The 15,909-nt window shown below is 39.8% G+C and carries 9 protein-coding genes; 2 read left to right on the top strand and 7 right to left on the bottom strand.

Translation table 11 applies throughout. From position 1 onward, the window contains the following. Window positions 1-3: 3 nt before the first annotated feature. Together CST_RS02110 and CST_RS02105 are read right to left on the bottom strand one after the other, a co-directional pair. Complete coding sequence (locus tag CST_RS02110) at window positions 4-1,362, bottom strand: ISL3 family transposase (RefSeq protein WP_257745869.1); 1,359 nt, start codon at window positions 1,360-1,362, stop codon at window positions 4-6. Beyond that, a complete protein-coding gene (locus CST_RS02105; RefSeq protein ID WP_015358154.1) occupies window positions 1,349-1,789 on the bottom strand; it encodes an ISL3 family transposase in 441 nt (146 codons plus the stop codon). The genes CST_RS02110 and CST_RS02105 overlap by 14 nt, the downstream gene beginning before the upstream one ends. Window positions 1,790-1,937: 148 nt before the next feature. On the opposite strand from CST_RS02105, the gene CST_RS02100 reads away from it, so the two are divergent. Beyond that, a complete protein-coding gene (locus CST_RS02100) occupies window positions 1,938-3,527 on the top strand; it encodes a response regulator (RefSeq protein ID WP_015358167.1) in 1,590 nt (529 codons plus the stop codon). After that, entirely contained in the window at window positions 3,524-5,365 is a 1,842-nt protein-coding gene (locus tag CST_RS02095; RefSeq protein WP_015358166.1) for a sensor histidine kinase, read from the top strand. Before CST_RS02100 ends, CST_RS02095 begins: the two co-directional genes overlap by 4 nt. A 16-nt stretch (window positions 5,366-5,381) precedes the next feature. Here CST_RS02095 and CST_RS02090 read toward each other — a convergent pair whose 3' ends face one another. The 5 genes from CST_RS02090 to CST_RS02070 form a co-directional block, all read right to left on the bottom strand. After that, window positions 5,382-6,710: an MATE family efflux transporter gene (locus CST_RS02090; protein ID WP_242823575.1), complete on the bottom strand. Its 1,329-nt coding sequence runs from the start codon at window positions 6,708-6,710 to the stop codon at window positions 5,382-5,384. A 239-nt stretch (window positions 6,711-6,949) separates the two neighbouring features. After that, entirely contained in the window at window positions 6,950-10,300 is a 3,351-nt protein-coding gene (locus CST_RS02085) for a DEAD/DEAH box helicase family protein (RefSeq protein ID WP_015358164.1), read from the bottom strand. Between the two features lie 16 nt (window positions 10,301-10,316). Further along, window positions 10,317-11,507, bottom strand: coding sequence for a restriction endonuclease subunit S (locus CST_RS02080; protein ID WP_015484869.1), 1,191 nt, complete (start codon window positions 11,505-11,507; stop codon window positions 10,317-10,319). Further along, a complete protein-coding gene (locus tag CST_RS02075) occupies window positions 11,500-12,969 on the bottom strand; it encodes a type I restriction-modification system subunit M (RefSeq protein WP_015358162.1) in 1,470 nt (489 codons plus the stop codon). Before CST_RS02075 ends, CST_RS02080 begins: the two co-directional genes overlap by 8 nt. Before the next feature lie 445 nt (window positions 12,970-13,414). Continuing rightward, window positions 13,415-15,613 (bottom strand): alpha-galactosidase, encoded by a 2,199-nt coding sequence (locus tag CST_RS02070; RefSeq protein ID WP_015358159.1) that lies wholly within the window; start codon window positions 15,611-15,613, stop codon window positions 13,415-13,417. Window positions 15,614-15,909 lie beyond the last annotated feature (296 nt).

Genomic DNA, 15,909 nt, shown 5'->3' with positions numbered 1-15,909 from the left:
GAGTTAGTTGAGCAATCGCATTTTTTCAAGCCGGAGAGTTTTGGTTCTTAATGTTTCAAAACTGCATCGCCCATACATAACTCGTTTTATTACCTTCAGTTTATTAATACTCCCTTCTACAAGCCCATTGCTATATTCATATTTTATCGCATTCCTCACGGCATCCAAATCCCGTTCAAGTCCACATATAAAACTGTCTATTTCCGGTATACCTAGCTTTTTTGCTTTCTCCATCCATTTATCGAGTGCGTCAACATTTTTACCAGTGAGAAGTCCTTTAAATTCCCATATTATACTATGTATCTTTTCAAAACAAGGATATTCATTGCATATCCTTTCAAATTGTTCCCGGCTGATTGACTTCACATTCTCTATTGGGTGGTATAATAGCTTAAAAATATTTTTTCTTTCAATTGTTTCCGTTTTTCTTCCACCTTCTCTACTTCTATCGTAATATAATTTTCTACACCTTTTCCAATCTGTTATGTACTGCCGCACAGTTGATGATGAACCATCATATCCCATCCCACGTATCTTTTTTTCAATCTCAGAACCCATAATCCCTTTCTCAAGACATTCATCAATTTCTTTTATGTATGGTGTTAGTTTCCCGTTTTTCTTTTTGCCATAGGAAGCATGGACTGGATTAAAGTTTTCATCAAGATATCTCCGAATTGTTGATCTATTAAGTCCAGTACGTCTGGATATCTCATGATTGCTACAACCTATTTTCTTTAACTCACGCACTTCATTCACACGTTCCATTTTTTGTTTCACTTTCTCTTCGTGCACGGTCATCATCTTTGTTTGAAATGAAGATTCTCTTTCTTCGGGCGTCATTGACATCAGCCTATCATAAGCCCGTATATCCATATTTATGCTTTGGCAGATTGCTGTTTTGCACTTTCCTGCTGCTAGAAGTTGTTCTATCCGCTCATATTTCTCTTTTAATGTAAGTTTTCTATTTTCATCTGCCTGTTTAATTGTTCCTGTTCCTTCATTGGAAGTTTCCTGACTAACCGCTTGTATTAAGATTTGTGGCTTTAGCTTCTTTTTTAGATACTCCTTCCCATATGAGGTCAGATTCTTCAGTAAGTGAAAACGATCACTTATTTGTAAAGCCCCCGGATGTGCATCTGCAATTGCATTATTATAGGTGACAGACCCGTCTCTCGATACCACATGAAGATTTGGGTATGTTTTTAGCCACTTGCAGACAGTTTCATAATCTCTTGAGTTAATCATATCAATTATTTGACGTTTGGAGATATCCACCATAATTGTTCCATAGCTTTCACGTTTCCTAATGGCGAAATCATCAATGCAGACAGCTATTACATTCTCCTTATCAACAACAGGTATTTCTTTTTTTTAAGAGGTTGCAGATAGTACTTTTACCAACATCCGCAACATTCTCCCTCAGAGTTTTAGACGCCGCAACAGAACTGCAATTTAATGACAGGCGTACAATTTCATCCTCAAGGCGTTGTGTTTTCTTCGCCTTATCGGAAATGAAATCAAATCTTTCTGCAAAAGTAGTATGATTACAGTCAGGATTATTACAAAACATCTTTCTATTACGCATAATAATAAATACCTTATTACCTTGTATTGGAAGATCCTGAAAGGTTCTGCTATATGTGGAATGTGTTTTGGATGATGGCCAACCGCAGAATGGACATATTACTTCTTTACGGTTGGAAGCTACTGTTATATAGCATCTGCCATTAATTATTTCATGACAAATGTAGTCTAGATTTTGATCTAACTGCTTAATAAACTCATCCATAAAATTACCTCTTTTCTTTTGTTTAATACTTTTTCATTATACCATACTTTTATATTAAATCAACTAACTCTGGAAAGAACCTTATTTTTTCGTGTAAAGTACAATATTTATAAACTCAGTCGGAATTTAATCGCTGGCGGGTGGAAGAATGATAAAATTACTCGTCGTTGATGACGAACCCTATACGAAGGAGGGCATTCTGGAGGATTACCCGTGGAAAGCCCTGGGAATAGATGAAGTAAAGGGAGCCGACGACGGCATTGAAGCTCTTGAGATTTCATCCACCTTCAATCCCGATATTATTATAACCGACGTCAGAATGCCGAGAATGGACGGCATCACGCTTGCCTACAAACTTCGTGAACTGAATCCCAAATGCAGGATTATATTTTTAAGCGGTTATTCCGACAAGGAATACTTAAAATCTGCCATTTATCTGAACGCAATCAGTTATGTCGAAAAACCCATAGTTTACGACGAGCTCCTGTCGTCAATAAAGAAGGCAGTAAGCCAGATAAAGGAAGAAGAGGAAAGAAACCGGTATTCCAATTCCATTAAAAACAAATATGAAAACAGCATTCCCATAATAAAAAACGAGCTGGCCCTTCAGCTCACAAGGCCAAATCTTAACATTGAAGCCGTGAAAAAGAATATGGATATACTACAGATGTACTTTTCGGACGAAACCCATTTCATAACCGTACTGATTGAATTTACATACCGGAGCGACAATCATCTGGATCAGAGTTTTGTCCATGCCTCGGCAATTAATATAATCAATAACATACTGCAGTCAAATAATGCACAGGCCATTATAGGGACAAAGGATTCCGGCCATATTCTGTTTCATCTGTACAGCAATGGTGAAATCCCGTACTCGAAATTACATAGTATTGTTAAAAGCCTTTCCGAACATTTTGAAGCCAATATCCCAAATGCCCGCGCAAGTATCTCCGCAGGATTACCGGTAATCGGGTTTAAAAACGTGTTCAAATCTTACAATATGTCGGTTCTTGCATTGCAGAAATTTTTCTTTCATGATGAATTGAAATATACCTTTTACACCGAAGGTAAAAAACCTGAGTATTCACTGGATGAAGAGCTTGTGGACAGGTTCCAGCAGCACCTTGCCCATAGGGACAGGGACGGCGCAATAGACACAATAAAACAACTGACCGCCGAAATAAGACAGCATGACCAGACTCTTATAAATAATGTGAAGAATATCTACCACCGCTTTCTGGTAATCCTCGAGACCTTTTCCCTTAAGGAACAGGTAAGTCTTGACAAAAATCAGGATTTTTATTGGTATATGATTTCAAACATAAAAACACTGACCGGACTGGAAAGTTTCCTTATAGACAAAATAAACCTGTACTTTCATCGCATTGCTGAACAAATGCAGAGCCATGACGCCGTGGCAAAAATAAAAAATTATATCAGGCTTAATTATGCAAATCCCCGTCTATCCCTGGCTCAGATAAGCGAGGCAAACTTCATGTCTGTCGGCTACCTGTGCGCCTTTTTTAAGGAAAAAACCGGGAAAACCGTAAACCGGTATATAACCGAAGTTCGTATGGAAAAAGCCAAAGAGCTGTTAATGGATCCCGGCGTCAAAATAGACAGTATAGCAAAATCAGTCGGATACAGCGACGGGAATTATTTTGCCAAAATTTTTAAAAAGTATACCGGATATAATCCGTCGGAATATAGGGAAAAGGTCAGGATGAAACTATGACTAAGCTCCATACGCCCGGTTTTCTGAATTTCTTTTTCAGCTTAAAACTCAAACAAAAGCTATTGTTGTCCTATATCCTGCTTATTCTTGTCCCGTTTGTAACTTTTTACTGGCTATTCAACATGGAAATATCGGGCATCATAATGTCCAATACCAATTATTCTGCAGAAAGAAGCTTTGATCAAACCTTTGACTTTCTTTCCAACAAGTTAAATCACATTATCAGAGTTGCCGATGTCATCTACAATGAACAATCGATTTCCGAGATTCTTAAGAAAAACATTAATGACTATCCTGTCTCTGATCAGATTGAAGACATGATGTTTTTGACCAAATACCTCAAATCCTTTGAGGATAAGGAGGATATTGAAAAGGTACGGTTATACGTCCCGTCAGGGCTTGTTTATTCCACTGAAAACGTTAACCTTTTCAGTTTTGACGAAATCATTGACACCGAATGGTATAACCGGATGCATGATTATACCTTTACACTGGCGTATATTCCCTCGCAGCTGCTTCAGGATGAAAACAACGATCCTGAGGTGCTGTCAATTGCGCGTTTTATCCTTAATACCGTAAATTACAAGGAAAAACTCGGCGTTCTTAGAATTGATTTTAATAAAAAAGACTTTGAGCAGGTTATTGACAATGCCAATACCATAGAAGGCGGGCTGACCTATCTGGAAAACTCCCTTGGTGAAATTGTCGCCGCCTCGGACAATGAGCTTGTGTTAAGATACCATATTCCCCATGATATAATAGCTTCAGCCGATGATAACGATTCCGGGTTTGAGTGGGTGATTTTAAACAATGAAAAAATCAGGTTCAGGGCAAAACTTATTCACAATACTGACTGGAAAATGATTACCGTAATTCCCGAAAAACTTGTTACCGACAAAATCAAAAACACAATGAACCAGCTTTTACTCATGATGCTGATCATAAGCCTGATTGCTTACCTGCTTGCCTTTTCCATCGCCCACTTTATGACAAAGCGTATTCAAACGCTGAAAAACCAGATGCACAAAGTACAGCAGGGCGTTCTGGAACCTTTGATGAACACCGGAGGTAATGATGAAATCGGCGAACTCATTCTTGACTATAATTACATGATCTCAAAAATAAAACTTCTCATGGAAGAACAGTATCAGTCGGGACAAAGGCTTAAAGCTGCGGAACTAAAGGTATTGCAGGCCCAGATAAATCCGCATTTCCTTTACAATACCCTTGAGCTTATCAATCGCCTGTCAAAAAAGAACAAGGTATGTGAAATCGACGAAGTCATTCATTCCCTTACAAAATTTTACAGGACAAATTTAAGCAAAGGTGAAGATTTCATTACGCTGCGTGAAGAACTGGAACACGTTTCGGCCTATGTTTCCATTCAGAACATGAGGTTCAGGAATAAAATCAAATTTGAAATAAACGTGCCTGATGAATTTATGGATATACTCTTACCTAAAATAATCCTGCAACCCATTGTGGAAAATTCCATAATACACGGAATTATGGAAAAAGACGAAGGCACGGGAATAATAAGAATTTCGGGCAGTATCGAGGGGGACAACATTATACTGTCTGTACAGGACAACGGAAAAGGCATACCCGAAAATATCATTGAAAAAATAAATTACGGGCAGATACTGGACAGCAAAAGCGGCTATGGAATTAAAAACGTTGTGGAAAGAATTAAGCTTATCTATGGTGACGCGTACGGCCTGGAATACATAAGCAAGTACAACGAAGGCACAACAGTAAGGATAAAACTTCCGTTGAATAAAACCGGAAATATGCCTGAAAAAACAGAACACTTTCAAAATAAAAGCGTCATATACTAAGAGCATTGTTGGCAGTTCAGACGTTTTCCCGCTCCGGTTCCAGTACCGGCCTGTTCTGCCATTTCCCGTGAAAGAACCGGATATAAAAGCAGATGCTTCTGCAAAGCCAGTCAACCCCCATCGCCATCCAAACGCCCAGAATCCCGATATCCATGTGAATGGCGAACACATACGCCAGTAAAATCCGCCAAATCCACATAGACGCAATTGAAACAACCATTGTATACTTTACTTCCTTAACGGCGCGCAGGGCGCTGGGGATTATAAAACTGGGCGACCAAAGCAACAGGCAAACAATACTGAAAAATTTTATGATTTCCAATGCCAAATCCTTCGTAACTTCTTCCAGGTTATACAATGAAACAATATAAGGGCACAAAGCAAACAGCAGCATACAGGTAATACCCATACACAGATAGCTCCATAAAAGCAATGTACGCGCCTTCTTCACCGCCAGTTTGTTGTCGCCTGCACCCGCAATCTGCCCGACCACTGTCGTAATTGCAAGGCTCACCGCGGTTCCCGGTATTATTGCAAAATTCGTAATGGTACCGGCCACCGCGTTGGCTGCGACTGCCGTAGTGCCGAGCATGGCAGTTATACCCGACACCAGTACCTTGCCAATCTGAAACAGGCTGCTTTCAATACCGTTAGGAATGCCTATGCTCATTATTTGCTTTATCATACCCCAGCTCGGCCGGAATATTTTTTTCAAATCCAAATAAACTATTCTGTCCTGTTTGGTCAAAACAGAAACCATAAACATTGCCGAAGAAGCTTTTGCTATAAGCGTTGCCAGTGCAATTCCCACCACACCCCAGTTAAATACAAACAAAAACAGCGCGTTTCCACAAATATTAATGATATTTGCCATAACCGAAGCCAGGAGTGACACCCTGGTTATGCCCATAACCCTGAACAAAGACGAGCAGGAATTGTACAGCGCGATAAAAACATACGCAAAGGCCGAAAAAAAGAAATAAATACGCGCGTAATGCATTACGTTTTGTTCAATACTGCCGTAAAACAATGAAATAAAAAACTTATTGCCAGCAAGAGCCACAATACCTAATATAAAAGCCACAACTCCCGAAGAAAAAATAAGGTTTGCAGCCGAATTTCTCGCGTCTTCCTCCCTGTGGCTTCCTATAAAATGCGCCGTGATAATCGCTCCTCCGTTACAAAGCGCTGAGAACAGTGTATACAGAAGTGTGTTGATATTATCCACCAGTGAAACTCCGGATATCGCACTTTCACCAACCGCAGACACCATAAGCGTATCAGCCATTCCCACAGTCGCGTTCAGTATCTGTTCGAGAACTAACGGTATCATAAGTTTTATCATTTCTTTTTTTGAAAACATATCAGTCAACCTTATTCCGTCTTGAGTTTTCATAAGCCGGTTATGCAACCATCATTATTATCGGCGGTTATGTTTACATAAATAAGCCATAGTTTAAGCAATTAAAATGTCATTTCTGAGATAATAACAAATACAACTGGAAAAGCCGGAGTAGGGTAATATGATCCCGGCTTTTAGTCGTAAAAGTAAAATGTGTCTTTCCGTCTATTTTTCATCTACTTTTAACCGATTACCTTGATTGCGTTTTCTTTTATTTTTTTAACTGTCTCTATAATTTTTTTCTGCCTTGTGCTGTCAAATAACTTAACAAAACTGTGGGGTTTATCAAACGGCGGTTTCATCAAATCCGATATATCCTCAATGTAGCCGTTCTTGACAATATAATCGATAACTTTCCTGACAAACACAATTTGTTCCTGACTCAGGGACTGATCATTTATAAATTCACTAAAGGCACTGAATGCCGCCTGACGATCCAGTTTTGCTATTTTCCTGACAAGCAAGCCAAAGGGGGTATCGTTGAATTTCCTTCTGTAATCCTCCTCCGTTCCAAGCTCACCTATCAGAATTTTCTCCAGTTCTTCATAATCACTTTTGGTAAGAGGAATATTATTTCTAAGTTTATATATGGCTATATGATTTTTATTTTCTTCAATATAACGGTTCACTTTAAGCTTATAATCCTCAAAATCAAATCCCGGTCCAATGTCTTCCCCCTCTTTTACCGATATAACTTCATCCTGAAGATTGGTGTATATCACTCTTCTGCCGTTCTCATCGTCAGCGATAAATTTTATCAAATCACGAAGCTCAAGACGTATTTTTTCAAGCTGCAATATATCCGGCGACTTCCAAAAATCCTCAGAAATAATGGTATTAATAAACTCAATTTTATTCTTTACCTGAGGAATGGTCGATCTTTTCAGGAGGCTTTGGCAAATCGACACGAGCTGCTGTCTACCCCTTTTTAATTTTCCCTTGCTTTCGGTTATGGAAAGCATAAGACCGTACATCAGGTTATCAAACCGTTTGGCAAATTCATCGGCGTCATCCATATAAACAAGAGGCGCCAAATAATTAATCAGATTATATTTGTCCGTATCCGACAGATATACAAAGGCCTCCGGTGTTTTATATTTCTCCACATACTGCAGCTGCAATTTTACCGACACCAATTCGGTATTTAAGGCGTTTATCTGGGCTACCACCGTCTCTATGAGCGAATTTCTAAGTTTATGATACTCCTCACCCATGAAAGCCGACTCCTGAAGCTTATAAATCAAGCGTACCCTTTTGGCGAAAATTGCTTCGGTAATGCTTGGAGTTTCGCCGCTTTCAATACCGTCCTTATGAGTCCTGAAAAACTCAAAATTACTGAGATAATCAAATATTAAAAAGTATTGCTTGTCCTGGCCCGGTCCGAACAAATCCTTGCACAACCTTGTTCCGCGTCCAATCATCTGCCAGAATTTTACCTTGGAACGGACACGTTTGAAGAACACCAAATTAACAACTTCCGGTACATCAATACCTGTATCCAGCATATCAACCGAAACGGCTATGTGTGGTTCTTTATCAGGATCTTTGAAATCCCTGATAATAGTTTCAGCATAATAATCATCACAGACAACGCGTTTTGCAAAGTTGCCTTTATACTGCGGATACAGCGCATTAAATCTGTCAACGATAAACTGAGCATGGTCTTTGTTTTGCGCAAATATAATGGTTTTCCCCAGCCTGTCTCCGCCTGCCACTTTAATTCCCTTTGTCATAAGATCTTCAAGAACCGTATCCACAGTCGATTGGTTGAATATGATATCGTTCAGTTCCGACGGAGGAATAAAATCAGGCATTCCACCGTCTTCATCGGTGAAATCCTCTTCATACCGTTCTTTATCTTCATCGGACAGTTCATCATACACAATACCTTTCTCAAGAAATTTAAGTTTAGTCTCTATATTGCGATACGGAACCAGAACATGATCAACATTTACCGCCGTTTCATACTCGTACGCATAAGTAGGAACACCTCTTTCCAGTTCAAAAAAATCATAAGTGTTACGGTCAATTTCGTTTCTTGGCGTTGCCGTTAAACCAACCAGTAAAGCATCAAAATACTCAAATATAACGCGATATTTTCTAAATATGCTTCTGTGAGCCTCATCGATAATAATTAAGTCAAAATGGGCAGGAGAGAACAAACACTGCCCTGCCTCGTTTTTTCCCGTATCAATGGCATTAAGCATGGTAGGATAAGTTGAAAACACAATACGTGCGTTCCTGTCATCCTTGTTATCGAGAAAATTACACAAGGACATATCCGGAAGATGGTTTTTAAAGGCATCTATAGCTTGGTTAACCAGAGCGACCCTGTCTGCGAGGAACAAAACATTCGTCACATATCCTCCTCGAGACAAAACATCGGTCAAACTGGCTGCTGTTCTGGTTTTTCCGGTTCCTGTAGCCATTACCAGCAAAAATTTTCTCTGTCCTTTCTCGATATTGTCGCAAACCGCACGGATAGCCTCTTTTTGATAATAACGGTCCGTTATTTTATCGTCTATGGGAATTTCCCTCAGAGGTTTTCTTTCTTTACGGCGATTTATTAGCTTTTCAAGGTCAGCCTTTGAAAATATGCCGCTTACCTTGCGCTGGGGAGAGGTTACATCGTCCCAGATATATGTTTCAAAGCCGTTCGTAGTGAAAATAATTGGTCTTCTGCCTGTCATCCTTTCCAGACAGTCAGCATAGAGTTTCGCTTGCTGAGTTCCCAGCTTCGGATCTTTCGATGTTCGCTTTGCTTCGATAACAGCAAGAGGCAACCCGTCCTTTCCGTAAAGGACATAATCGGCATAACCTATACCCCGGGGATTCGGCATACCGGTGAGCTCTACTTCTTCCTGGACATCGTCGCCGAAAACCCAGCCAAGGTTTTTAAGTTCCACGTCGATATACTTCTTGCGGGTAAGAAATTCTGTAATTTCAACGGGTTTAAAATGCCTTTCTTCTTTGTTTATGGTTCTCTGGGCTGTAAGCTTTGCGCTCATTTCAGCCACTTTGGCGCGCAAAGCCTCAATTTCGGACTCTTTTTGTTCAATCAGGCTGTTCATTTCCCTGATCTTGGCTTCGTTAAGGCTAACTTTTTCATCAGGTACATTTCTTTCATTAAAGCTGCGCTCTTTATAATCGGTACCATAGCAATAATCTATCCATTGAACAAACTCAAAAAGAGCAGACAATGCCAAAACAGCTTCGTCCCTGCTGACAGATTTTTCAGTATGAACGGCAAGGTTGCCCAGTTTAATTATGTAGCGGAGTTTTTCCCAAGTCTGTGTGGCTACGGCAGATCTAAAAGTAGGCTCATGAATTAATGCCTGCAAATTGTCTTTATATGGCATTTTCATGGTATTATCAGCAGAATATACCCATTTTACCGCAAGCTCCAAAGCCTTACGGCAACCGATGGCGGCCATCGCCGGAGACGTGGCAAGCACCCGTTCAGCTTCAATACAGGCCTGGGAAAATAATTTATATTCTGCCTTATCCTTTAAAAATTCAAAATTTGCAGGCATATTCTTCACCCCGTTTCTACTCGCTAAAATATTGGTTCATCAGGCTGTCGAAAAGCAGCTGTGTTTCTTCGATTGCTTTTCTGACAAGCAACTTTTGTTCGTTGATTGGTTTAATAATGTCAGCAAACTTATTCTGTAATTCAATCGGTGGAAGCGGTACTAAAAACTTGTCAAAAAATGAAGCCGGAACTCTTTTTTGACCTGCACTTCCTTTCATGTTTTTCTCAGCAGTTTTTCTAAATATGGGTAATATTGTCAAATGATATAACCATTCACTATTTGAAATTCCTTCTTTAGGTCTCAACACGTGAAATTCCGTAGAACCAAAACCAATGTTATTTTTTAAACCTCTGGCTATAGCTCCTTTGCCATTTTCCATGCAAGGAGTAATTTTTGCAAATAACACGTCGTTTTCATAAAAATATGTAAAGCCCTTTTTGACGTCTTTATATTTTCTTATATCGCTTGTGTCAATTTCTCCGTTTACTGAAACATCAGCCATAGAAATAAATGATACTTCTAAATCATCTGTAAAATAATCAATCTCTGATTTTTTGGGGTTAACATGACAGCAATCAGATAATTGCACCATTTTCCAACCTTTATTATTTTTAACTGGATCACCAAACATATCATAAAAAACGGCCTTTGTCAGATTATCCAATTCCGTTAGTTGTTTTTTACGCAAACTGAGCACATCAGACACAATATCTAACTTTTTAGCTATCTGTCTTTGAATTTCTATGGGAGGCAAAGGAATTTGTAATTGATCTAAATGTTCATTTCTTATATTGTTGATATTTGCTCCTGCGGATAAATCAGAAATTTTTCTACGGTAATACTGGCTTTTAAAAAAATATCCTAAATATGGAGTATACAATTTATCAGTTCTCACTACTTTACAAAAAGCTCCAAATGACATGTTCAGATCTTTCTTTGCCTGCGCAGCTTTTCCCACGAGATGTTTACTTCCGCTTGAAGCACAGATTAAAATGTCTCCAGCTTTAATAAATTGCTGATTAGTTACCTTGCTTTTTTCAACGTAAATTAAGTCACTCAAATTCAATCCATCGTCTTGAATATTATTAGCTCGTAAAATGGCAACATAACCTTCCTTTTCGGTATTACTAACATCTTTGGCTTTATAAGAAACCCCTCGTACTTGCATTATATAATCTCCAAGATTAACTTTTTTCCATTTATTCACCAATAATCCCCCTTAGCTCTTCCATTTTCTTAGTTATATCCTGGTTTAATTTTTCCAATCGATCCAAGATTACTATTGGGGGATCATACACAACCTTTTCGTATACAGTCTCTTTATAACGGTTTATTGACAAATCATAATCGTTCAAAACAATTTCAGCTTTGTCAACAAAAAAACTTTGATCGGTGGGCTTGCGATCAACTTCTCCCTCAAGATTATGAAAACGTGAAATTATGTCCGGTATATCATTATCCTCAACGGGTAAACGCCTGTCATCAAGGGAATAGCCGTCAGCTTTCATGTCATAGAACCAGACTTTATCTGTGCCACCCGCGCCGGTCTTTGTGAACACCAATACGGCGGTACTCACGCCCGAATAAGGCTTGAAAACGCCGCTGGGCATGGATATAACGGCGCGTAAATGGTGATTTTCCACCAGTTCTTTACGTAAGGCTTTATGCGCTCTTGTGGTACCGAACAGAACACCCTCAGGGACAATGCACGCGCATCGTCCACCCTTGCGTAGCATACGTAAAAAAAGCGCAACAAACAAAAGCTCGGTTTTCTTAGTATCGCACACAGCTTTTAAGTCATCATTTATACTTTCGGCATCGATTGTACCGGTAAAAGGCGGATTCGCGAGTATTACGTCATATTGCGCCGAAATCGTATTTTGTTTTGAAACACTGTCAACATAATTAATATTAGGTTGCGTGATCGAATGGAGCATTAAGTTCATTGCAGAAATCCGCAACATGGTTCTGTCTATGTCAAAACCAGTAAACATATCTCCGGAAAATCTTTCCCATTGTTCACCCGTCATTTCAGCCCCGTATTTATCCCTTATATACTCGGCCGCTGAAACAAGAAAGCCAGCCGTACCGCAGGCAGGGTCACATATTTTCTCATCCGGCTTAGGATCAACGAGTTGTACCATCATGTCCCTTATATGTTTCGGAGTCCTGAACTGGCCATTTTGACCTGCTGTAGATAATTTGCTCAACATATATTCATAAACATCGCCTTGCATATCGCGATCTTTTAAATCATGTTCATAAAGCTCATCCAAACCTGTTACAATTTTTTGCAGTAATTGCGGCGTTGGAATAAGAAACATGGCATCCTGCATGTATCTGGAAAAAGCTGATTCACTGTCGCCGTTAAGGTTTTTAATAAACGGAAATACTTTATTACTGACTATATCATACATCTTGCGGGAATCCATGGTTTTAAACCTGCTCCAGCGCATGGATTGCCCTTCTTCATCCTGCGGAAAAATCTTTCTCATCTTTTCCCCGCTAACAGCTTCAAACTGTTCTATTTCCAGTTCTTTTTCATCAAGGGATCGGATAAACATCAAATAAGTCAATTGTTCTATGACCGTTAACGGATTGGTAATACCACCTGCCCAAATGTCAGTCCAAATTTTGTCGATTTTATTCTTGATTTCCCCGGTTATCATAGAAGCACTCCTTCAAAGCAGCGGATATAATCCGTTGGTTTACTTAAATTATAACAAATTTGAAGTTAATCTCAATCGCTATATTCTCCGGCAAAGTTCTCCGGAATTTGAAAAATATGGGATAAAAGAAGAGTTTTGATTTTACGGAATGGGAATAAAACAAACAATCAGTAAACTGCATAAAATACTGTAATTAGAGCTTAAGGATTTAACCGTTTGGCTCAATTATTTTACAAAGTTCCTGAGTATTATTCCCTTTTGCAGGTATCCTTCCATATGATTTGCTGCCTATGGTTTTACTGATAATGATGTTAACCGCCAATGCGGCCATTTCTGTTTGGATGAGCAAGATTAGATTTTCAGATCTCACACTTTAGGTTCAATGTATATCCGCGGAAGAGGAAGCATGCTTCCTCTTCCGCGGACGCGTTATCCTGTTTCTTTTCTACTTTTCTTTCACCAGATGTATGAGTTTGCCTTTAAAATCCCCATGCAGCCCTGTAATGTTCAAACCAGCGTACATCAGTGCGCTGCCGCTGTATAAGCGGTTTGTTTCTGTATCCCTGTAAAGCGCATTTTCGTCAAGACCTTTAAGCTTAATTCTTCTGCTCCGTGAATTTGGCCTTTGTAATACCTGTATATATGTAACCAATACTTCGGACTTATCTTTCGCCACAACCGACCAGCAGTCATACAGATGGTTGTCTCCGTAATTGGCTATACGGTAATAGTCTCCTGTTCTGATAAGATCATTATACTTATGATACATTTCTATCTGCTCTGGTATAAGCTTTCTATCATCTTCCGAAATCCTTGTCACGTCCAGCTCGTATCCAAACGTTCCTGCAAGAGCCACATATCCTCTTGTTTCGAAAGGCGTGGTCCTTCCAACGATATGGTTCGGGCAATCGCTCACATGGGCGCCTATTGTTGAAAGCGGATACACCATTGCCGTACCGTGCTGTATTGCAAGGCGTTCAATGGCATCCGTATTGTCGGAACACCAAATTTGCGGACAGTAGTACAGTATTCCGGGATCAAACCTTCCTCCACCGCCCGCGCAGCCTTCGATGAGTATATGCGGGAATTCGGTTGTAAGCCTGTCCAATAATTTATATACCGCCAGCACATATCTGTGCATTATTTCTCCCTGTTTTTCCTTTGGCATAAAACTGCTTCCCACGTCACTCAACTGTCGGTTCATATCCCATTTGACATAGGTAATGTTTGCTGAGGAAAGAATATCCCTCAGCCTTGAATATACATATTCCACCACTTCGTCGTTTGTAAGATCCAAAACGTACTGGTTTCTGCAAAGTACAGGTGTACGGTTTGGAACATGAATGCACCAGTCGGGATGCGCCCGGTAAAGATCTGAATCAGGGGATATCATTTCGGGCTCAAACCATATGCCAAACTCAAGCCCGAGTTTGTTCACTTCGTCAACCAAATATTTTAAGCCGCCTTTGATTTTTTTCTCGTTAACATACCAGTCGCCCAAAGAACTGTTGTCGTCGTTCCGGTTGCCAAACCAACCGTCATCCATAACCAGCATTTCAATTCCAAGCTTTGCGGCTTCTCTGGCTATCGATAACAGTTTTTCTGTGTCAAAGTCAAAATATGTGGCTTCCCAGCTATTGATAAGCACAGGCCTTTTTCTGTCCCTGTATTTTCCGCGTATAAGATGGTTTCTGTACAAGTCATGGAAGGTTCTTGTCATTTTTCCTATTCCCGAATCGGAATATACCATAACCACTTCCGGAGCTATGAACTCTTCCCCCGGTGCCAGTGTCCATTCAAAATTGGCAGGGTGAATACCCATTACGACGCGGGTTGTCTCAAACTGGCAACCTTCCACAACGGCTATGAAATTTCCCGAATACACAAAGTTAAAGCCGTATACATTGCCGTAATCCTCATTTGCGTTTTTATCCACGAGTGCAATAAAGGGGTTGCTTTGATGGCTTGATATTCCCCTGATTGATTCCACAGACCTTTTGCCGAAACTTACAGGAACCCTCTGAATTCTTCTCTCTCTGGCCCATGATCCGTTCAGGGAGATTATGTCATAGTCAATTCCGTCGAAATCCACGCATGCAGACAATGCTTTTTCCAGTGTGACATCATTGTCGGAATTATTTTTTATTCTCACACTTCTTGTTATAACATCCAAATTCTCGAAAACGGTATAAATCAGCGTTACTTCAAGGTTCAGTACCTTATCACTGCATATGATTTCAAGGGTGGTGCATGAATTTTCGTCCCCAAATGTCGCAGGCAACCCCTTTAATGTCGGTTTCCCTTTGTAAATTTTATAAGAACAGTATGTTATACCGCATACCGAATTTCCGTTACTGTCCTTTACAACAAGACAGGATTCTCTGAAATCGCCCAGCCCGTGAGTGGAATATTCGGTCGGAAAGGAATCATGGAAAGACATTCTTTCCCTGTTGTTTTTAGACGGGACATAAGGGTATTCATTAATGCGTAAAAGTGATTCAATATCCAAAGGTTCATCGGGAATTCTTTTCCCGAAATATACATGCCCTAAAAATTTTTCGTCGTCCACAATGGCTATTATGTAAGAAGTGTCCCGGGCATCCAGCTTGAAATATTTCCGATCCTCAAAAAATTTAATTCCCATAAAGATCCCCTTTTCCTAACACATATTTGTAAAGAGAATTGAGCCGTAAATATTCAGAGACAGGTTACTTTACCGATAAAATAACAATTAAATTATAACTTTCCCATATTTGACAGTCAACAAAAACAGAGCCAATTGGCGTTTTCGTCCAAAACGGCATTTCTTATCTGACTCTCAAATTTTCATCATTCCCGTTTTTCCCCACCGGAATATAATTGACCTGTATTCAGAAAATTGAACATGCCGGACCAAACGGTCACCGTAAAACGCAGAAGCGCTTTTGCGGAGAATCTCCG

It is taken from the genome of Thermoclostridium stercorarium subsp. stercorarium DSM 8532, assembly GCF_000331995.1.
Taxonomy (GTDB): domain Bacteria; phylum Bacillota; class Clostridia; order DSM-8532; family DSM-8532; genus Thermoclostridium; species Thermoclostridium stercorarium.
The sequence above is the reverse complement of the archived record's forward strand: the minus strand, read 5'-3'. Positions and strand labels throughout refer to the sequence as shown.

Coding starts and splice junctions, on each gene's coding strand:
- CST_RS02075 (WP_015358162.1), bottom strand. CDS start 12,969: ATGATAACCGGGGAAATCAAGAATAAAATCGACAAAATTTGGACTGAC.
- CST_RS02100 (WP_015358167.1), top strand. CDS start 1,938: ATGATAAAATTACTCGTCGTTGATGACGAACCCTATACGAAGGAGGGC.
- CST_RS02070 (WP_015358159.1), bottom strand. CDS start 15,613: ATGGGAATTAAATTTTTTGAGGATCGGAAATATTTCAAGCTGGATGCC.
- CST_RS02105 (WP_015358154.1), bottom strand. CDS start 1,789: ATGGATGAGTTTATTAAGCAGTTAGATCAAAATCTAGACTACATTTGT.
- CST_RS02090 (WP_242823575.1), bottom strand. CDS start 6,710: ATGATAAAACTTATGATACCGTTAGTTCTCGAACAGATACTGAACGCG.
- CST_RS02095 (WP_015358166.1), top strand. CDS start 3,524: ATGACTAAGCTCCATACGCCCGGTTTTCTGAATTTCTTTTTCAGCTTA.
- CST_RS02085 (WP_015358164.1), bottom strand. CDS start 10,300: ATGCCTGCAAATTTTGAATTTTTAAAGGATAAGGCAGAATATAAATTA.